Raw genomic sequence first — 15,170 nt, forward strand, 5'->3', positions numbered from 1 at the left:
ATGAGCGCTGGGAATCACGTGCGGCCGAATGTTTTCCCAAATGATGCGTGATGTGATGCGCTCGCCGTTCAAATACCGATTGAGGGCGTCATGGCTAAAGTGGGCATGATGCTCGGCATAGTGCGTCAAGGTGAAGTTGACCTGACTCGATAACAGGAACTGACAGTAGTCCACGCGGGATGGATTCATGTCGCCGCCTAGTGAAAGACAAAACTATGATCTATGCTTTCAAGAAGTTCAAGTTGAAATTAATTCATGGGATTTCTATGATTTTCTATCAAACTTTTGCGTAAGTCCTAAAGTGTTGAGCGACGCCCCACGCATCTGCGTCGCACCGACCCTCGTCGGTTGCTCGCAAAGCACTGAACGCACGCACCAGAGCCGGTATTTTCGAATAGCCGGAGCTGGACACCTTTTGCCCGACCCATTGAATGACACCATGCGTACCATCGTTCAGCAAAACCGCATCGCTCTGATTTCTTCCCTGATGGCAACGGTTTTCCTTGCCGCCTGCGGCGGTGGCGAAGAATCGGAAATGGCCAACACCGCGGCCCTCGGCGAAACCCACGGCACCCTGGAATCCGCAGCCGAAGTGACGCCCACGTCCTCCGGCACCTGGACCAAGATTTCCGGCGAATGGGGATATTTCAGCCTGAGTACCAGCCAATATGTGCGCTTTGGTGCCGGCACCAAATGGGTCGGCAAGTACATCAGCGGCAAGGCCCAGTGCGTCAGCTCTACGTTCGGCTCCGACCCGGCCCCAGGCGTGACCAAGCAGTGCGAGGTCTACACCGCCGCTCCGGCCCCGGCTCCCGCTCCCGCTCCCGCTCCGGCTCCCGCTCCGGCGCCTGCCCCGGCCCCCGCGCCGGCGCCCGCCCCGACCACCGGCAGCGCGCTGCTGAGCTGGAGCGCCCCGGCCGGCTCCGTTGCCGGCTACCGCGTGTACTACGGCACCGCACCTGGCGCCTACAGCCAGGTCAAGGGCAGCGGGCTGTACGTGACCAACACCACTTACACCGTGCCCTCGCTCACCAGCGGGAAGACCTACTACTTCGCGGTGACGGCCGTTGATGCCTCGGGCAAGGAGAGCCCGTACTCCACCGAGGCCACGAAGGTCATGCCCTGAGGCCTCTCCAGCCTCCCGGCATCGCCCCACTCCCTCGCCCCACCGCACTGAAGAAACGCAGGACTCCGTTTTGAAGTTTAAGCACTCTGCCCTCGTCCTCATCGCCGCCAGCATGCTGCCGGCCTTCGCCAGCGCCGCCAACGTCTACGTGCGCCCGGGCGCCACCGGTGCCAACAACGGCGCCGACTGGACCAACGCCTACACCGCGCTGCCTTCGACGCTGGTTCGGGGCAACACCTACTACATCGCCGCGGGCTCCTACGCCGGCCGCACCTTCTCCACCGCGGCCAGCGGCACCAGCGCCATCACGATCAAGAAGGCCACCGTCGGCGACCACGGCACCGCCACCGGCTGGAGCGACGCCTACGGCACCGGCCAGGCGGCCTTCACCGGCGGGCTGTCCTTCTCCTCGCCGTACTGGGTGCTCGACGGACAGACCGGCGGCGGCCAAGCCGAGAGCTGGAGCGGCAACTTCGGCATCAAGGTCACCGAGAAGGGCGACACCAACGCGATCCTGAACTTCACCAGCGGCGGCTCCAACGTCACCGTGCGCCACGTGGACCTGATCGGCAAGGGCAGCGTGTCCACCGGCGGCGGCTCCTACTCCAACGACGCGGTGGCCATCTACGGCGCCTCCAACGTCACGCTGTCGTACTTCCACATGGTCGGCATCGGCCGCTGCCCCTTCTTCATCAGCCCGAAGAACCTCGTGGTCGAGCACGGCTGGGTGGAGAAGTACTACGGCTCCAGCGCCGTGCACTCCGAGGTGGCCAGCATCTGGGCCTTCTCCGGCAGCGTCGGCGACGTGACCTTCCGCTACAACCTGTTCACCGACATCCAGAGCACCGGCGGCCTGATGTGGGACAACTCCTCCAACACCAGCGCCAAGCTGATGGTGTACGGCAACGTGTTCTACAAGCCTGCGGGCGCGACCTGGGGCCAGGCCAACGGCGTGGTGGGCGGCTGGACCGGCGGCGGCGGCGAGCAGTTCCACAACGCCAAGGTCTACAACAACGCCTTCATCAACGTTGACCAGGAAAGCCTGAGCACCTTCCCGAACATCGCCTCGGGCAACGAGGCCTACAACAACATCTTCTACAACAGCCAGGCGCCGAGCTTCAGCAAGTTCAGCTCGCACAACTACAACTACTTCGTCAATTCCGGCGGCACGGCCGGCGAGTCCAACGGCGCCAGCGGCAGCACCGACCCTTTCGTGAACATCGCCGGCAAGGACTTCCGCCTCAAGGCCGGCACCGGCGCCGGCATGAGCCTGGCCGCGCCCTTCAACACCGACGCCGCGGGCAACACGCGCGGCGCGGACGGCAGCTTCGACCGCGGCGCCTACGAATACGTCAACGGCGCCATCACCGTGGCCGCCCCGACCAACCTGCGCGCGCAGTAAGCACTGCACGCGAGTCCGATCTCAGCGAGGGAGAGAGCGCGGAAGTGAGAAGCGCTCTTCGTGTGGCGCCGTCCTGGGCAACCGGGCGGCGCCTTTTTTCATGCCCGTCGCAAGCTCAAGCCACCCCGTGTTTACCCGGCAGAATCATGCTTTGATCTCATTGATCAGCTGCCCAAAATGCATTGGATTTATTGAACACCCGCTACTAACCTGATTTCCATTGGCCGCACCTGGGCGGCGAAGCAAGGAGTTGGAGCGATGGTGCGATTCCACAGGAGCAGGCGCGCATTCATGGTCCTGGCCGCCGCGGCGCTGTGCGGCACGGCGGTGCGCGCCGACGACAAGCCGGTGACGCTGATGGTCCCCTACCCGGCCGGCGGCCCCTCCGATGCGATCGCGCGCATCGTCAACATGCCGTTGGGCAAGGCGCTGGGCCAGCAGGTGCTGGTGGACAACCTGGGCGGCGTCAGCGGCGCGCTGGCGGCGCAGAAGGTGCTGGCCGCGCCGGCGGACGGCCGCATGCTGTTCCAGGGCTCGCCCAACGAGGTGATCCTCTCGCCGCTGGCCAACGCCGCGGTCAAGCTCAAGGCCGAGGACTTCACGCTCGTGCACCCGATCGGCAACGCCGTGCTGGTGCTCATCGCGCGCAAGGACCTGCCGGCCAATTCCGCCGACGAGCTGGTCGACCTGGCGCGCAAGTCCAAGGACAAGCCGCTGACCTACGGCAGCGTGGGCATCGGCTCGCTCTACCACCTGGTGGTCGAGGACGCCGCGCGGCAGACCGGCACCGTGGTGCAGCACGTGCCCTACAAGGGCAACGCGCCGGTGCTGCAGGACCTGGGCGGCGGCATGGTCGATTTCGCCGTGCTCGTCTACTCCACCGCCATGGGCGCGCTGGCCGAGCAGGGCAAGCTCAAGGTGATCGGCCAGCTCGGCGCCACGCGCTCGGAGCTGCTGCCCAACGTGCCGACGGTGGCCGAGAGCCGGCAGCTCAAGAACTTCAGCTACACGATCTGGTCGGGCCTGATGGTGCGCAAGGACACGCCCGCGCCGGTGGTGGAGAGGCTGCACAAGTCCATGATGGCCGTGCTGCAGGACGCGGAAGTGCGCAAGCAGCTCGCGGCCCAGAGCCAGACGGCCGCGCCGGCGATGTCCCTGGCCGAATCGGCCAAGTTCTTCGAGGCCGAGACGGCGCGCTACCGCCGCATCGCCCGGGACATCAAGCTGCAGGCGCAGTGAGGAGCCGCACCATGGACCTGCTGTCGATGAGCGCGGAACAATCGGGTGAATTCGTGCGGCTGCGCCGCGACATCCACCGCCATCCGGAGCTGGGCTTCGAGGAGAACCGCACCAGCGCGCTGGTGGCCGAGAAGCTGCAGGCCTGGGGCTACCAGGTCGAGCGCGGCCTGGGCGGCACGGGCGTGGTGGGGCAGCTGCGCCGCGGCGGCTCGGCGCGCCGGCTGGGCCTGCGCGCCGACATGGACGCCCTGCCGATCCAGGAGGCGACCGGGCTGGCGCATGCCAGCTGCCGCCCGGGGCTGATGCACGCCTGCGGGCATGACGGCCACACGGCGATGCTGCTGGCCGCGGCGCGGCTGCTGGCGGCCACCGACTTCGACGGCACGCTCAACCTGGTCTTCCAGCCAGCCGAGGAAAGCCTGGGCGGCGCGGTGCGCATGATCGAGGATGGGCTGTTCGACAAGTACCCCTGCGACGCGATCTTCTCGATGCACAACATGCCCGGCATCGCGCAGGGGCGGCTGGTGCTGCGCGAGGGCGCGATGATGGCCTCCTCCGACTACGTGACCATCACGCTGCACGGCACGGGCGGCCACGGCGCGATGCCGCACCACACGGCCGATCCGATCGTGGCGGCCGCCTCCATCGTGATGGCGCTGCAGAGCATCGTGGCGCGCAACGTCGATCCGCTGCAGACGGCCGTGGTCACGGTGGGCGCCGTCCACGCCGGCCAGGCCAACAACGTGATCCCGCAGCAGGCACGCCTGGAGCTCTCGGTGCGGGCGCTGGACCGCGAGGTGCGCGCGCTGCTGCAGCAGCGCATCCGCGACTTGGTCACGGCCCAGGCCCAGAGCTACGGCGTGCGCGCCGAGATCGACTACCGCAGCGGCTACACCGTGCTCGTCAACGACGCTGCGCAGACGGCCCTGGCGCGCGAGGTGGCGCTGGAACTGCTCGGCCCGCAGCGCGTGGAGCTGCAGGGGCCGCCACTGACCGGCAGCGAGGACTTCGCCTTCATGCTGGAGCGCGTGCCGGGCAGCTACGTGCTCATCGGCAACGGCGACGGGCAAGGGAACTGCATGGTGCACAACCCCGGCTACGACTTCAACGACGACAACATCGCCATCGGCGCCGCCTTCTGGGTGAAGCTGGCACAGCGCTTCCTGGAGCCGGGCGCCGGGTGATAATTCGCTCCGGCCTCGAAGGCCGCACCCCGATCGGGAGAGTCCCGGCCCGGCATGCACGCCGGGCCAGGCGCCGAAGGAGCAACCGCCCCGGAATCTCTCAGGCACCCGGACCGGTCGGGATCATCACACTCTGAAGAGCGGTCGGAAGTCGTCATCCGGCACACCGAAGGAGCAAGCGGCCTCGCCGGCCGCGAATCTCTCAGGTTCCGAACAGAGGGGGCGCGCGTGGCACGGAAGGGCCGCGCCGCGCGCTTCAACCCCTGACGTATGGAACCTGTTCCCATGAAGACGATTGCAGTCATCGGCGGCGGCATCACCGGCGTCACCACGGCCTATGCGCTGGCCCGTCGTGGTTTCGAAGTCACCTTGTTCGAGAAGCACCGCTACGCCGGGATGGAAACTTCCTTCGCCAACGGCGGGCAGCTCTCGGCCTCCAACGCGGAGGTCTGGACGCACTGGTCCACCATCCTCAAGGGCATGAAGTGGATGCTGCGCAGCGACGCGCCGCTGCTGCTCAACCCCAAGCCCAGCTGGCACAAGCTGTCGTGGTTCGCGGAGTTCATCGCCAGCATCCCGCGCTACGAGAGCAATACCGTCAAGACCGCCCGGCTGGCGATCCAGGCGCGCGAGCACCTGTTCTCCTGGGCCGAGGCCGAAGGCATCGACTTCGACCTGAAGCGCCAGGGCATCCTGCACATCTACCGCGACCGCAAGGGCTTCGAGCATGCCGCGGCGGTGTCGAAGCTGCTGGCGCAGGGCGGCCTGCCGCGGCGCGCGGTCACGCCCGGGGAGATGCGTGCCATCGAGCCCACGCTGGCGGGCCGCTACTACGGCGGCTTCTACACCGAGAGCGATTCCACCGGCGACATCCACAAGTTCACGCACGGCTTGTCCCGGGCCTGCGAGCGTCGCGGCGTGCACTGCCTCTACGGCCAGGATGTGCGCGAGGTGCGCAGCGATGGCCGCAGCGCGACCGTGGAGGTGGGGCAAGGCGCCGGGCGCGAGCTGCACCGCTTCGACGCCGTGGTGGTCTGCGCCGGCGTGGCCAGCCGCACGCTGGCGGCGCAGCTCGGGGACCGCGTCAACGTCTACCCGGTCAAGGGCTACTCGATCACCGTCAACCTGCTCGACGCCGCCAGCCAGGCCGCCGCGCCCACGGTGAGCCTGCTTGACGACGAAACCAAGCTCGTGACCAGCCGGCTGGGCGTGGACCGTTTCCGCGTCGCGGGCACCGCGGAGTTCAACGGCCTCGACAAGAACATCCGTGCCGACCGCATCAAGCCGCTCGTGGACTGGGTCCACCAATGCTTCCCCGGCGTCAACACGCGCCAGGTGGTGCCCTGGGCCGGCCTGCGGCCGATGATGCCGGACATGATGCCGCGCGTGGGCCGCGGTCGCCGCGCCAACGTGTTCTACAACACCGGCCACGGCCACCTGGGCTGGACGCTGTCGGCCGCCACGGCCGAGCTGCTGGGCGCCAGTGTGGAGCAGGCCCTGGGAGATCGCGAAGCCGTGCCCGCGGGGGCGCTGGCCGCCTGATAAGTTCGGCGTCCATGACGCTGGTCCAGCTCCGACACCTCATCTCCCTGGCCGAGACCGGCTCCTTCACGCAGTCGGCCGAGGTGCTGTGCATCACGCAGCCGGCGCTCAGCCGCAGCGTGCAGGCGCTGGAGCGGGAGCTGGGCCAGCCTCTGTTCGACCGCATCGGCCGCCGCAGCGAGCTCACGGCCTTCGGGCAGGAGGTGGTGCAGCGGGCGCGGCAACTGGTGTTCGAGGCCGACGAGCTGGTCGCCAGCGGGCGGCTGATGAGCGCCGGCCAGACGGGCGCCATCCGCCTGGGACTGGGCTCGGGACCGAGCGCGATTCTCTCCGTGCCGCTGCTGCGCACGATGGCCACGCGCCATCCGGGCCTGCGGCTGGACATCGCACGCGGCCCGGTCCAGCAGCTGGTGGAGGGCCTGCGCGAGCGCCGGCTCGATGCGCTGGTGATCGACGTGCGCGCGCTAGCGCCCGCGCCGGACCTGCGCGTGAGCTCGGTGTCCGAGATGCGGGGCGCCTTCCTGTGCCGGCCCGAGCACCCGCTCACGCGCTGGAAAGGCGCGCTGCGCTTCGCGGTGGTGCAGCAATACCCGATCGCCTCCACGCCCTTGAGCGACGAAGTGGCGCGCGTGCTGGTGGAGCGCTACGGTCGGGGAGCGCATCCCGCGAGCTGCGTCACGCTGCGCAGCGAGGACATCCCGGCCCTGGTGGAGGTGGCGCGTGCCAGCGATGCCGTGCTGCTGGCGATCCGCGCCGCGGCGCCGGACTTCGTCGAGCTGCCGATGCAGCCGGCCTTGAACTCCATGGCGCGCTTCGGCGTGGTCACGCTTGCGGGCCGCAGCGAGGCCCCGGCCCTGCCCCTGGTGCGCAAGCTGGTGCAGGAGCACCTGCACGACTGAGGCAGGCCGCGGGCGTCAGCCCTCGATCACCGCCCGCGCGATCACCAGGCGCTGGATGTCGGAAGCGCCCTCGTAGATCTGGCACACGCGCACGTCGCGGTAGATGCGCTCCACGGGGAAGTCGCTGACGTAACCATAGCCGCCGTGGATTTGGATCGCGTCCGAGCACACGCGCTCGGCCATGGTCGAGGCGAAGAGCTTGGCCATGGAGGCCTCCTTCAGGCAGGGCTGCCCGGCGTCCTTGAGCGTGGCCGCATGCAGCACGAGCTGCCGCGCGGCCTCGACCTGCGTGGCCATGTCCGCCAGCCGGAACGCCACCGCCTGGTGCTCGGTCAGCGGCACGCCGAAGGCCTCGCGCTCCCGCGCGTACTTCACCGCAGCGTCCATCGCGGCGCGCGCCATGCCCACTGACTGCGCCGCGATGCCGATGCGCCCGGCCTCCAGGTTGGACAGGGCGATCTTGTAGCCCTCGCCTTCCTGGCCCAGCAGGTGGTCCGCCGGCACGCGGCAGCCGTCGAACACGATGGTGGCGGTGTCCGAGGCGCGCTGGCCCATCTTCTCTTCCAGGCGCGAGACCACGTAGCCCGGCGTGTCGGTGGGCACGAGGAAGCAGGAGATGCCGCGCTTGCCCGCGGCCGGGTCGGTGACGGCGAACACCAGCGCCAGCTGCGCGTGCTTGCCGCTGGTGATGAACTGCTTGGTGCCGTTGATCACCCAGTGGTCGCCGTCGCGCACCGCGCGGCAGCGCAGCGCCGAGGCGTCGGAGCCGGCTTGCGGCTCGGTGAGGCAGAAGGCGCCCAGCCACTCGCCGCTGGCCAGGCGGCGCAGGTAGCGGTCCTTGTGCGCCTGGCTGCCGTACTTGAGCGTGATGCCGCAGGCCAGCGAGTTCTGCACGCTGACGATGGTGGAGGTGGCGCCGTCGCCGGCGGCGATCTCCTCCAGCGCCAGCACCAGCGAGACATAGTCCAGCCCCGCGCCGCCCCACTCCTCCGGCACCACCATGCCCATGGCGCCCAGCCCGGCCAGCTCCTGCAGCGCCTCTTTCGGGAAGCGGTGCTCGCGGTCCCACTCGGCGGCGAAGGGCGCTAGGCGCTCCTGCGCGAAGCTGCGCATGGCGTCGCGGATCATGTCCTGTTCGGGGGTCGGGATCATCGTGGTCTCCTGGATGTCGCTGCTCTGCCCGCCCCGGCAGCGCTCGTGCCGGGGGCGGATCGGTCTGTGCCTGCGCGGGCCGGGCCATGTCAGACCCGGCCCGGCGTCCACCGCGAGCTTAGAGACTCGTCACCGCGCCGCCCATGCCCGCGGGCGCCGTCGTCCCTGGGCGTTTCGGACATGAGAAGCGTCAGTCCAGCGAGACCTTGGCGCGCTGGATGACCGCGGCGTACTTGGCCGACTCCGCGGCGATGAAGGCGTTGAACTGCTCGCGCGTGGCCGGGAACACGTCGTAGCCGAAGGTGGCGTAGCGCTGCCTGATCTCCGGATCGGCCAGCGCCTCCTCGATGCGGGCCCCGCCGCAGCTTCAGGACGCCGCCAGCGCCGGCGCGGGCAGGATGGTGCCCACGCACTCGCCGAAGCCGATGGCGCGCGCCCCCGCCGCCTCGCAGCGCCCGCGCAGGAACACGCGGTCGCCATCCTGCAGGAAGAGGCGCGTCTCGCCGCCGGGGAGTTGCAGCGGCTGCTTGCCGCCGTGGCTGAGCTCCAGCAGCGAGCCGCCCTGCCCCGCGTCGGGGCCCGATTGCGTGCCACTGCCCAGCAGGTCTCCGGGCTGCAGGTTGCAGCCGTTGCTGGCGTGGTGCGCGAGCATCTGCGCCACGGTCCAGTAGGCGTCCTTGAAATTGCTCTCCATCAGCTTGTGCGGCGCCAGGCCCTGCGCGCGCATGGCCTCGGTCTGCAGCAGCACCTCGAAACGGATGGCGATGGCGCCGCGCTCGCGGTTGGCGATCGAGTCCAGGTAGGGCAGCGGGCGCGGATCGCCTTCGGGCCGCTTGAAGGGCGCGCGGAAGGGCTCCAGCGCCTCCATCGTCACCACCCAGGGCGAGAGCGTGCTGCCGAAGTTCTTGGACAGGAACGGGCCCAGCGGCTGGTATTCCCAGGCCTGCACGTCGCGCGCGGACCAGTCGTTGAGCAGCACCAGGCCGAAGAGGTGCTCCTCGGCCTGCGCCATCGGGACGGGCTCGCCCAGCGCGTTGGGGCTGCCCACCAGCGCGCCGAGCTCCAGCTCGTAGTCCAGCCGCTTGCAGGGGCCGAAGCCCGGCACGCCGTCGGGGCCGGGCGCCTGCTGGCCCAGCGGGCGGCGCAGGTCCGTGCCGCTGACCACCAGCGAGGAACAGCGCCCGTGGTAGCCGATGGGCACCCACTTGTAGTTGGGCAGCAGCGGGTTGTCGGGCCGGAACAGCTTGCCCACCGTCGTGGCGTGGTGGATGCCGGTGTAGAAGTCGGTGTAGTCGCCGATGCGGCAGGGCAGCGCCATCTCGGCTTCGGCCTGCGGCACCAGGCACTGCTGCAGCGCGGACTTCTGCGCGCTGTCCTCGGCCAGCGCCGCGGACAGCGCCGTGCGCACCGCGCGGCGCGCCGCCGGGCCCAGCGCCATGAAGCCATTGAGGTCGCCCCCGGCCAGCGGCACCAGCGCATGCGCCACCTCGGCGGTCCAGGTGCCTTCGCGGCAGGCCAGCTTCAGGTCCAGCACCTGGTCGCCGATGGCCACGCCGATGCGCAGCGCGTCGTTGCTGCCGCGGCGGCGGAAGGCGCCCAGGGGCAGGTTCTGGATGGGAAAGTCGGTGTCGTCCTCGTTGGCCGAGGTGACCCAGCTGCGCAGTACCGGGTCGTGGGTGGCGTCGATGGGCATGGCGTTCTTGTCTCCAGCTCTTGGGTCGGTATAAGGTTCAAGGCTGCCCGAAACGGTCGCCCAGGCCGGCCCAGCATTGAGCATAGGCGGCATCCAGCGGCGCTTCCTGCAGCGCGAAGGCCGTGGGGCGGAAGCGCCAGCGGCTCTCGAACATGAAGGCCAGGGTGTTGTCCAGCTTGTGCGGCGCCAGCGGCGCGGTGCTGGCCTTCTCGAAGGCCTCGGCATCGGGCCCGTGCGGCACCATGCCGTTGTGCAGGCTCATGCCGCCGGGCTTGAAGCCCTCGGGCTTGGCGTCGTACTGGCCGTACACCAGGCCCATGAACTCGCTCATGAGGTTGCGGTGGTACCAGGGCGGGCGGAAGGTGTCCTCGGCCACCATCCAGCGCGGCGGGAAGATGACGAAGTCGCAGTTGGCCGTGCCCGGCGTGTCGCTGGGCGAGGTCAGTACCGTGAAGATCGACGGGTCCGGGTGGTCGAAGCTGATGGACCCGATGGTCATGAAGTCGGCGGTGTCGTACTTCACCGGGCACAGGTTGCCGTGCCAGGCCACGACGTTGAAAGGCGTGCCGGCCTGCTCGTTGCGCCACAGCGCGCCGCCGTACTTCTTGACGATCTCGTAGGGGCCGGTCTCGTCCTCGAAGGCGGCCACGGGAGCGAGGAAGTCGCGCGGATTGGCCAGGCCGTTGGAGCCGATGGGCCCCAGCTCCGGCAGTCGGAACGGTGCGCCGTAGTTCTCGCACACGTACAGCCGCGTGGGGCCCTGCACCTCCACCTTGAAGGCGATGCCGCGCGGCAGCAGCGCGATCTCGCCCGGCTTCACCTCCAGCACGCCCAGCTCGGTGACCAGGCGCAGCGTGCCCTCCTGCGGCACCAGCAGCATCTCGCCGTCGGCGTTGACGAAGGCGCGCCGGCCCATGGAGCGGTTGACCAGCGCCAGGTGCGCCGCCATGCCGCTCTGCGCCTCCACGTCGCCGTTGACGATGACGGTGCGCAACCCGTCCACGAAGTCCAGCGGCTGCTGCCCGGCGTCGGGAATGGGCGTCGGGTGCCAGCGCAACGGGTCCGGCGGCATGGGCAGACCCTCGGCCGCGCCGGTCTTGAGCCAGCGCTGCTCATAGGGCGCGTAGGTGCCCGTCACCACCGAGGGCTGGCGACGGTAGAGCCAGCTGCGGTGGTTTTCGGCCCGCGGCGCGGTGAAGGCGCTGCCCGAAACCAGCTCGGCGTACAGGCCCTGCGCCACCTGCTGCGGGCTGTTGCGGCCGCGCGGCAGGACGCCGGGCACCGCCTCGGTGGCGAAATGGTTGCCGAAGCCACTCTGGTAGTGCAGTTCAGTCATCGGTGGGGGTCCCCAGTGCTTGCAGGAGGATGTTGGAAGGGAGTCAGTCGAGCTTGATGTTGTTGGCCCGGATCAGCGTGCCCCAGCGCGCGCGCTCGGACTTGGCGTAGGCCGCCATCTGCTCGGGCGTGCCGGGCAGCGCCTCCAGCCCCAGGGTCTGGAAGCGCTCCTTCACCGGCGCAGAGTTGAGCGCCGCCTGCAGCGACTGGCTGAGCTTGGCGACGAAGTCGTTCGGCGTGCCCGCCGGCACCACCAGGCCCTGCCAGGCGTAGGCCTCGAAGTCCTTGAGGCCCTGCTCGGCCAGCGTGGGCACGTCGGGCAGCGTCTTCAGCCGCGCCGGGCTGGCCACGCCCAGCGCGCGCAGCTTGCCGTTGCCCACGTACTGCTGGACGCTGGCGGTGTCGATCAGGCCCATGGACACCTGGCCGCCCAGCAGGTCCTGCACCGCGGGCGCGGCGCCGCGGTAGGGCACGTGCACCAGCTTCAGGCCGCTCTTCTCGCGCAGCAGCTCGCCGGCGAGGTGGTGCGGGCTGCCCACGCCGGCGGAGGCGTAGTTCACGCCCTCGGGCTGCTTCTGCGCCCAGGCCACGAACTCCTTCCAGTTCTGCACCGGCACGTTCGGGGCGATGACCAGCAGCAGCGGGAAGCGCGCGAGCATGCCCACGGGCTTGAAGTCCTTCTCAGCGTCGTAGGACAGCTTGGCGAACAGCGAGGGGTTGGCGGCCAGCGTGGCGAAGTCGGCCGTGAGCATGACGTTGCCGATGTCCCTGGACTTGGCGACGTAGTCGGCGGCGATGTTGGTGGCCGCGCCCGGCTTGTTGTTGACGACGATGGTGCGGTTGAGGGTCTTGCCCATCTGCTCGGCCACCGTGCGGGCCACGATGTCGGAGCCGCCGCCGGCGGCGTAGCCGAGGACCCACTCCAGCGGCTTTTCCTGCGCCGCGGCGGTGAAGGACAGCGCCGACAGCGCGGTGGCGCCGAGGGCAGCGATCAGGTGGCGACGGGTGTTGTTCATGCTTGTCTCCTGGGGGTTTGTGGTGATGGTCTTCAGGGGGTCGGGTTCTCGGCGCCGGCGCGCGCCAGGGCCAGGGCCTTGCGCAGCACGTCCAGTCGCCCGACGTGGTTGGCCAGCAGCAGGATCAGCCGCGCGTTGAGCGCGTGGCTGGCCTCGGGGCTGAGGTCGCGATGGGCGTCGATCAGCGCCTCGTAGAAGTCGTCGGGCGCATCGAGGTTGGGTTCGGTGACCAGGGGCATGGCGGCTCCTCGCGGGGACGGTGGTCAGTGCAGCGCGCAGGCACGCGCCAGGGCGGCGTGGACGGCTTCGGGCGCCGGGTGGCGCCAGCGCGCGCACACGTGCTGGTCCGGGCGCAGCAGGTAGGCGCTGCCGGGGCGCAGGTCGTAGCGCCGCGACAGCCATTCCTCGGGGTCGTTGGCGGGCTCCAGCACCAGCACCTTGAGCGGCAGCTCCAGCATCCAGTGCGGCACCGGGCCCCAGCACAGCAGCGTGAAGTCGGGGCCCAGCTCGCGCAGCAGCCAGGTGTCGCGGCCGTCGATGCGCAGCGGCGCATCGGCCGCCGGCGCGCCCGGGCGCATCAGGCCCATGAAGGCGTCGCGGTCCGGCGTGTTCAGCGGCGAGTTGTCCAGCGTGGCCGGCACCGACAGGCGGCCGCTGTTGACGATCTTGCGCGCGAAGCCGTGCTCGCGCGCCAGCGACAGCGTGGCGTCGCGGAACAGCCGGCTGATGTCGCTCTTGGGCGTGATGAAGTCGGTGGCGCGGGTGGAGTTGAGGATGTTCTCGTCCGCGGCGTGCTCGCGCTCGCGGGCGTAGCTGTCCAGCAGCGCTTCGGGCGACTGGCCGCGCAGCACGCGCTCCAGCTTCCAGCCCAGGTTGTCCGCGTCCTGCACGCCGGAGTTGGCGCCGCGCGCGCCGAAGGGCGACACGCCGTGCGCGGCGTCGCCGGCGAAGAGCACCCGGCCGTGCCTGAAGCTGTCCATGCGCAGGCAGGCGAAGGTGTAGACGCTGGCCCATTCCAGCTCGAACTTGGGCAGGGACTCCGGCGCCGGCTCGCCTTCGCCCTTGCTGGCGGCCGCCGCACGCAGCAGCGCCTGCACGCGCGGGATGATGTTCTCAGGCCGCTTCTCCACTTCCGGGTCCGCATCCCAGCCGAGCTGGAAATCGATGCGCCACACACCGTCAGGCTGCATGTGCAGCAGCACCGACTGCCCAGGGTGGAAGGGCGGGTCGAACCAGAACCAGCGCTCGGCCGGGAAGTCGGCCTGCATGCGCACGTCGGCAATCAGGAAACGGTCCTTGAACACGCGGCCCTTGCTTTCCAGGCCCATGAGCTGGCGGATCGGCGAGCGCGAGCCGTCGCAGGCGACGACGTGGTCGGCCCGGATCTCGTAGCGGCCGTCAGGGGTGTCGATGCCCAGCCGCACCGCGCCGCCCTCCTGCGCCAGCGCCGCCACGGTGCTGTGCCAGCGGATCTCCAGGTTGGGCAGCTCGTGCGCGCGCGCCACCAGGTAGGCCTCCGCGTAGTACTGCTGCAGGTTGATGAAGGCCGGGCGCTCGTGGCCGGTTTCGGGCAGCAGGTCGAAGCGGTAGAGCTGCTCCTCGCGGAAGAACACCTTGCCCACGTGCCAGCGCACGCCCTTGTCCACCATGGCCTGGCCCACGCCCAGGCGGTCCCAGACTTCCAGCGTGCGCTTGGCGAAGCAGATGGCGCGCGAGCCGGTGCTGAGCTTGTGGTCGTTGTCCAGCAGCAGCACGCGCTGGCCGCGCTGCGCCAGGTCGATGGCCAGGCTCAGGCCCACGGGGCCGGCGCCCACGACCACCACCGGGTGGCGCACGGGCGCGGTGGCGTCCTGGTCAGGGCTGCGCCGGTAGGCGAAGGCGGTGGCCTGGATCTCGGCACCGGTGGCGGAGTACAGCGGGTCGCGCATGGTGGGAGTCGCCTCGGGTCGGGCGTGACGAAGCCTGCGGCAAACCGCATGGCCATGGAGAAAGAAGCCGGCCGCGACGGGGCTTTTTCAAGCGCCCGTCAGGCGACGGCCGGTATCAGCGGGCGGAGGGAGAAAGCGCGAGTCTCAGGACTCCAGCGCTTTCCACATGTCGATGTCGCGCTGCGCGGTCCACACGCGCGGGTCCGGGTACTGCGTGACCTCGTCGAAGCAGCGCGTGACGTCGAAGGGCATGCAGTGGTCGAAGATCACCCACTGGCCGTACTTGGGCGCCATGTGCGCGTAGGCCTCCTTGTAGACCGTGTTGAGGTCCTTGCCGGCGGCAGCACCCGCCTGCACCGCCTGGTACAGGTCGGAGATGAAGGCGCGCGTGCCGGCCAGCCCAGCCTGCACCTGCTCCTCGCCCACCAGCGCCGCGCCGCGGCCCGGCACCAGCGCCAGCGGCTTGAGCGCGGCGATGTTGTCCAGCGTCTGCGGCCAGTCCTTGAAGTAGGCGTCGCCCGCGTACGGCGTGGCGTCGAACTCCACCAGATCGCCCGACAGCAGCGTGCGCTCCTGCGGCAGCCACACCACCGTGTCGCCCTTGGTGTGGCCGCGTCCGAGCTGCAGCAGCTGCACTTCGAGCTTGCCCAGCCA

At 69.6% G+C, this 15,170-nt stretch carries 13 protein-coding genes, 1 pseudogene and 1 riboswitch; of the genes and pseudogenes, 6 read left to right on the plus strand and 8 right to left on the minus strand.

The features are described from left to right. Positions 1–189: pseudogene (locus H537_RS57075) on the minus strand (IS701 family transposase); the annotation flags it as partial. A gap of 250 nt (positions 190–439) precedes the next feature. On the opposite strand from H537_RS57075, the gene H537_RS53365 reads away from it, so the two are divergent. From H537_RS53365 to H537_RS0124690, 6 genes are all read left to right on the plus strand, one after another. Continuing rightward, positions 440–1,126, plus strand: coding sequence for a fibronectin type III domain-containing protein (locus tag H537_RS53365; RefSeq protein WP_028999975.1), 687 nt, complete (start codon positions 440–442; stop codon positions 1,124–1,126). A 70-nt stretch (positions 1,127–1,196) separates the two neighbouring features. Next, a complete protein-coding gene (locus H537_RS0124670) occupies positions 1,197–2,528 on the plus strand; it encodes a hypothetical protein (protein ID WP_028999976.1) in 1,332 nt (443 codons plus the stop codon). Positions 2,529–2,819: 291 nt separating this feature from the next. Continuing rightward, the gene (locus H537_RS0124675; protein ID WP_238446784.1) at positions 2,820–3,767 is read left to right on the plus strand and encodes a tripartite tricarboxylate transporter substrate binding protein; all 948 of its coding nucleotides are present in this window, start codon (positions 2,820–2,822) and stop codon (positions 3,765–3,767) included. A gap of 11 nt (positions 3,768–3,778) precedes the next feature. Next, complete coding sequence (locus H537_RS0124680; RefSeq protein ID WP_051243215.1) at positions 3,779–4,951, plus strand: M20 aminoacylase family protein; 1,173 nt, start codon at positions 3,779–3,781, stop codon at positions 4,949–4,951. Positions 4,952–4,975: 24 nt separating this feature from the next. Further along, a riboswitch (glycine riboswitch) is annotated at positions 4,976–5,077 on the plus strand. A 159-nt stretch (positions 5,078–5,236) separates the two neighbouring features. Beyond that, on the plus strand, positions 5,237–6,493 hold the full coding sequence (locus H537_RS0124685; RefSeq protein ID WP_028999979.1) for a D-amino acid dehydrogenase: 1,257 nt from the start codon (positions 5,237–5,239) through the stop codon (positions 6,491–6,493). Positions 6,494–6,507: 14 nt separating this feature from the next. Beyond that, entirely contained in the window at positions 6,508–7,392 is an 885-nt protein-coding gene (locus H537_RS0124690) for a LysR family transcriptional regulator (protein ID WP_028999980.1), read from the plus strand. Between the two features lie 15 nt (positions 7,393–7,407). On the opposite strand, the gene H537_RS0124695 is transcribed toward H537_RS0124690, so the two are convergent. The 7 genes from H537_RS0124695 to H537_RS45365 form a co-directional block, all read right to left on the minus strand. Further along, positions 7,408–8,544 carry an acyl-CoA dehydrogenase gene (locus H537_RS0124695; protein ID WP_028999981.1) on the minus strand — a complete coding sequence of 379 codons (1,137 nt, stop codon included), beginning with the start codon at positions 8,542–8,544 and terminating at the stop codon, positions 7,408–7,410. Between the two features lie 367 nt (positions 8,545–8,911). After that, the gene (gene fahA, locus H537_RS0124705) at positions 8,912–10,237 is read right to left on the minus strand and encodes a fumarylacetoacetase (RefSeq protein WP_028999982.1); all 1,326 of its coding nucleotides are present in this window, start codon (positions 10,235–10,237) and stop codon (positions 8,912–8,914) included. A gap of 37 nt (positions 10,238–10,274) precedes the next feature. Then, positions 10,275–11,573, minus strand: a complete 1,299-nt coding sequence (hmgA, locus tag H537_RS0124710; RefSeq protein ID WP_028999983.1) for a homogentisate 1,2-dioxygenase — start codon at positions 11,571–11,573, stop codon at positions 10,275–10,277. 43 nt (positions 11,574–11,616) lie between these two features. Further along, a complete protein-coding gene (locus H537_RS0124715) occupies positions 11,617–12,588 on the minus strand; it encodes a Bug family tripartite tricarboxylate transporter substrate binding protein (protein WP_028999984.1) in 972 nt (323 codons plus the stop codon). A 32-nt stretch (positions 12,589–12,620) separates the two neighbouring features. Then, the gene (locus H537_RS0124720) at positions 12,621–12,827 is read right to left on the minus strand and encodes a DUF2783 domain-containing protein (RefSeq protein WP_028999985.1); all 207 of its coding nucleotides are present in this window, start codon (positions 12,825–12,827) and stop codon (positions 12,621–12,623) included. Positions 12,828–12,851: 24 nt separating this feature from the next. Next, positions 12,852–14,516, minus strand: coding sequence for an FAD-dependent oxidoreductase (locus H537_RS0124725; RefSeq protein WP_028999986.1), 1,665 nt, complete (start codon positions 14,514–14,516; stop codon positions 12,852–12,854). Positions 14,517–14,660: 144 nt separating this feature from the next. Continuing rightward, positions 14,661–15,170 (minus strand): MBL fold metallo-hydrolase (locus tag H537_RS45365; protein ID WP_043460048.1); only part of this gene is annotated, 510 nt, incomplete at its 5' end.

The organism is Azohydromonas australica DSM 1124, from assembly GCF_000430725.1.
In the GTDB taxonomy this organism is placed as follows: Bacteria; Pseudomonadota; Gammaproteobacteria; order Burkholderiales; family Burkholderiaceae_C; genus Azohydromonas; species Azohydromonas australica.

Bases quoted from the DNA above. Each gene is read 5' to 3' on its own strand.
- H537_RS0124685 (WP_028999979.1), top strand. From the start codon at position 5,237: ATGAAGACGATTGCAGTCATCGGCGGCGGCATCACCGGCGTCACCACG.
- fahA (WP_028999982.1), bottom strand. From the start codon at position 10,237: ATGCCCATCGACGCCACCCACGACCCGGTACTGCGCAGCTGGGTCACC.
- H537_RS0124675 (WP_238446784.1), top strand. From the start codon at position 2,820: ATGGTCCTGGCCGCCGCGGCGCTGTGCGGCACGGCGGTGCGCGCCGAC.
- H537_RS0124715 (WP_028999984.1), bottom strand. From the start codon at position 12,588: ATGAACAACACCCGTCGCCACCTGATCGCTGCCCTCGGCGCCACCGCG.
- H537_RS0124690 (WP_028999980.1), top strand. From the start codon at position 6,508: ATGACGCTGGTCCAGCTCCGACACCTCATCTCCCTGGCCGAGACCGGC.
- H537_RS53365 (WP_028999975.1), top strand. From the start codon at position 440: ATGCGTACCATCGTTCAGCAAAACCGCATCGCTCTGATTTCTTCCCTG.
- H537_RS0124680 (WP_051243215.1), top strand. From the start codon at position 3,779: ATGGACCTGCTGTCGATGAGCGCGGAACAATCGGGTGAATTCGTGCGG.
- H537_RS0124720 (WP_028999985.1), bottom strand. From the start codon at position 12,827: ATGCCCCTGGTCACCGAACCCAACCTCGATGCGCCCGACGACTTCTAC.
- H537_RS0124725 (WP_028999986.1), bottom strand. From the start codon at position 14,516: ATGCGCGACCCGCTGTACTCCGCCACCGGTGCCGAGATCCAGGCCACC.
- hmgA (WP_028999983.1), bottom strand. From the start codon at position 11,573: ATGACTGAACTGCACTACCAGAGTGGCTTCGGCAACCATTTCGCCACC.
- H537_RS0124695 (WP_028999981.1), bottom strand. From the start codon at position 8,544: ATGATCCCGACCCCCGAACAGGACATGATCCGCGACGCCATGCGCAGC.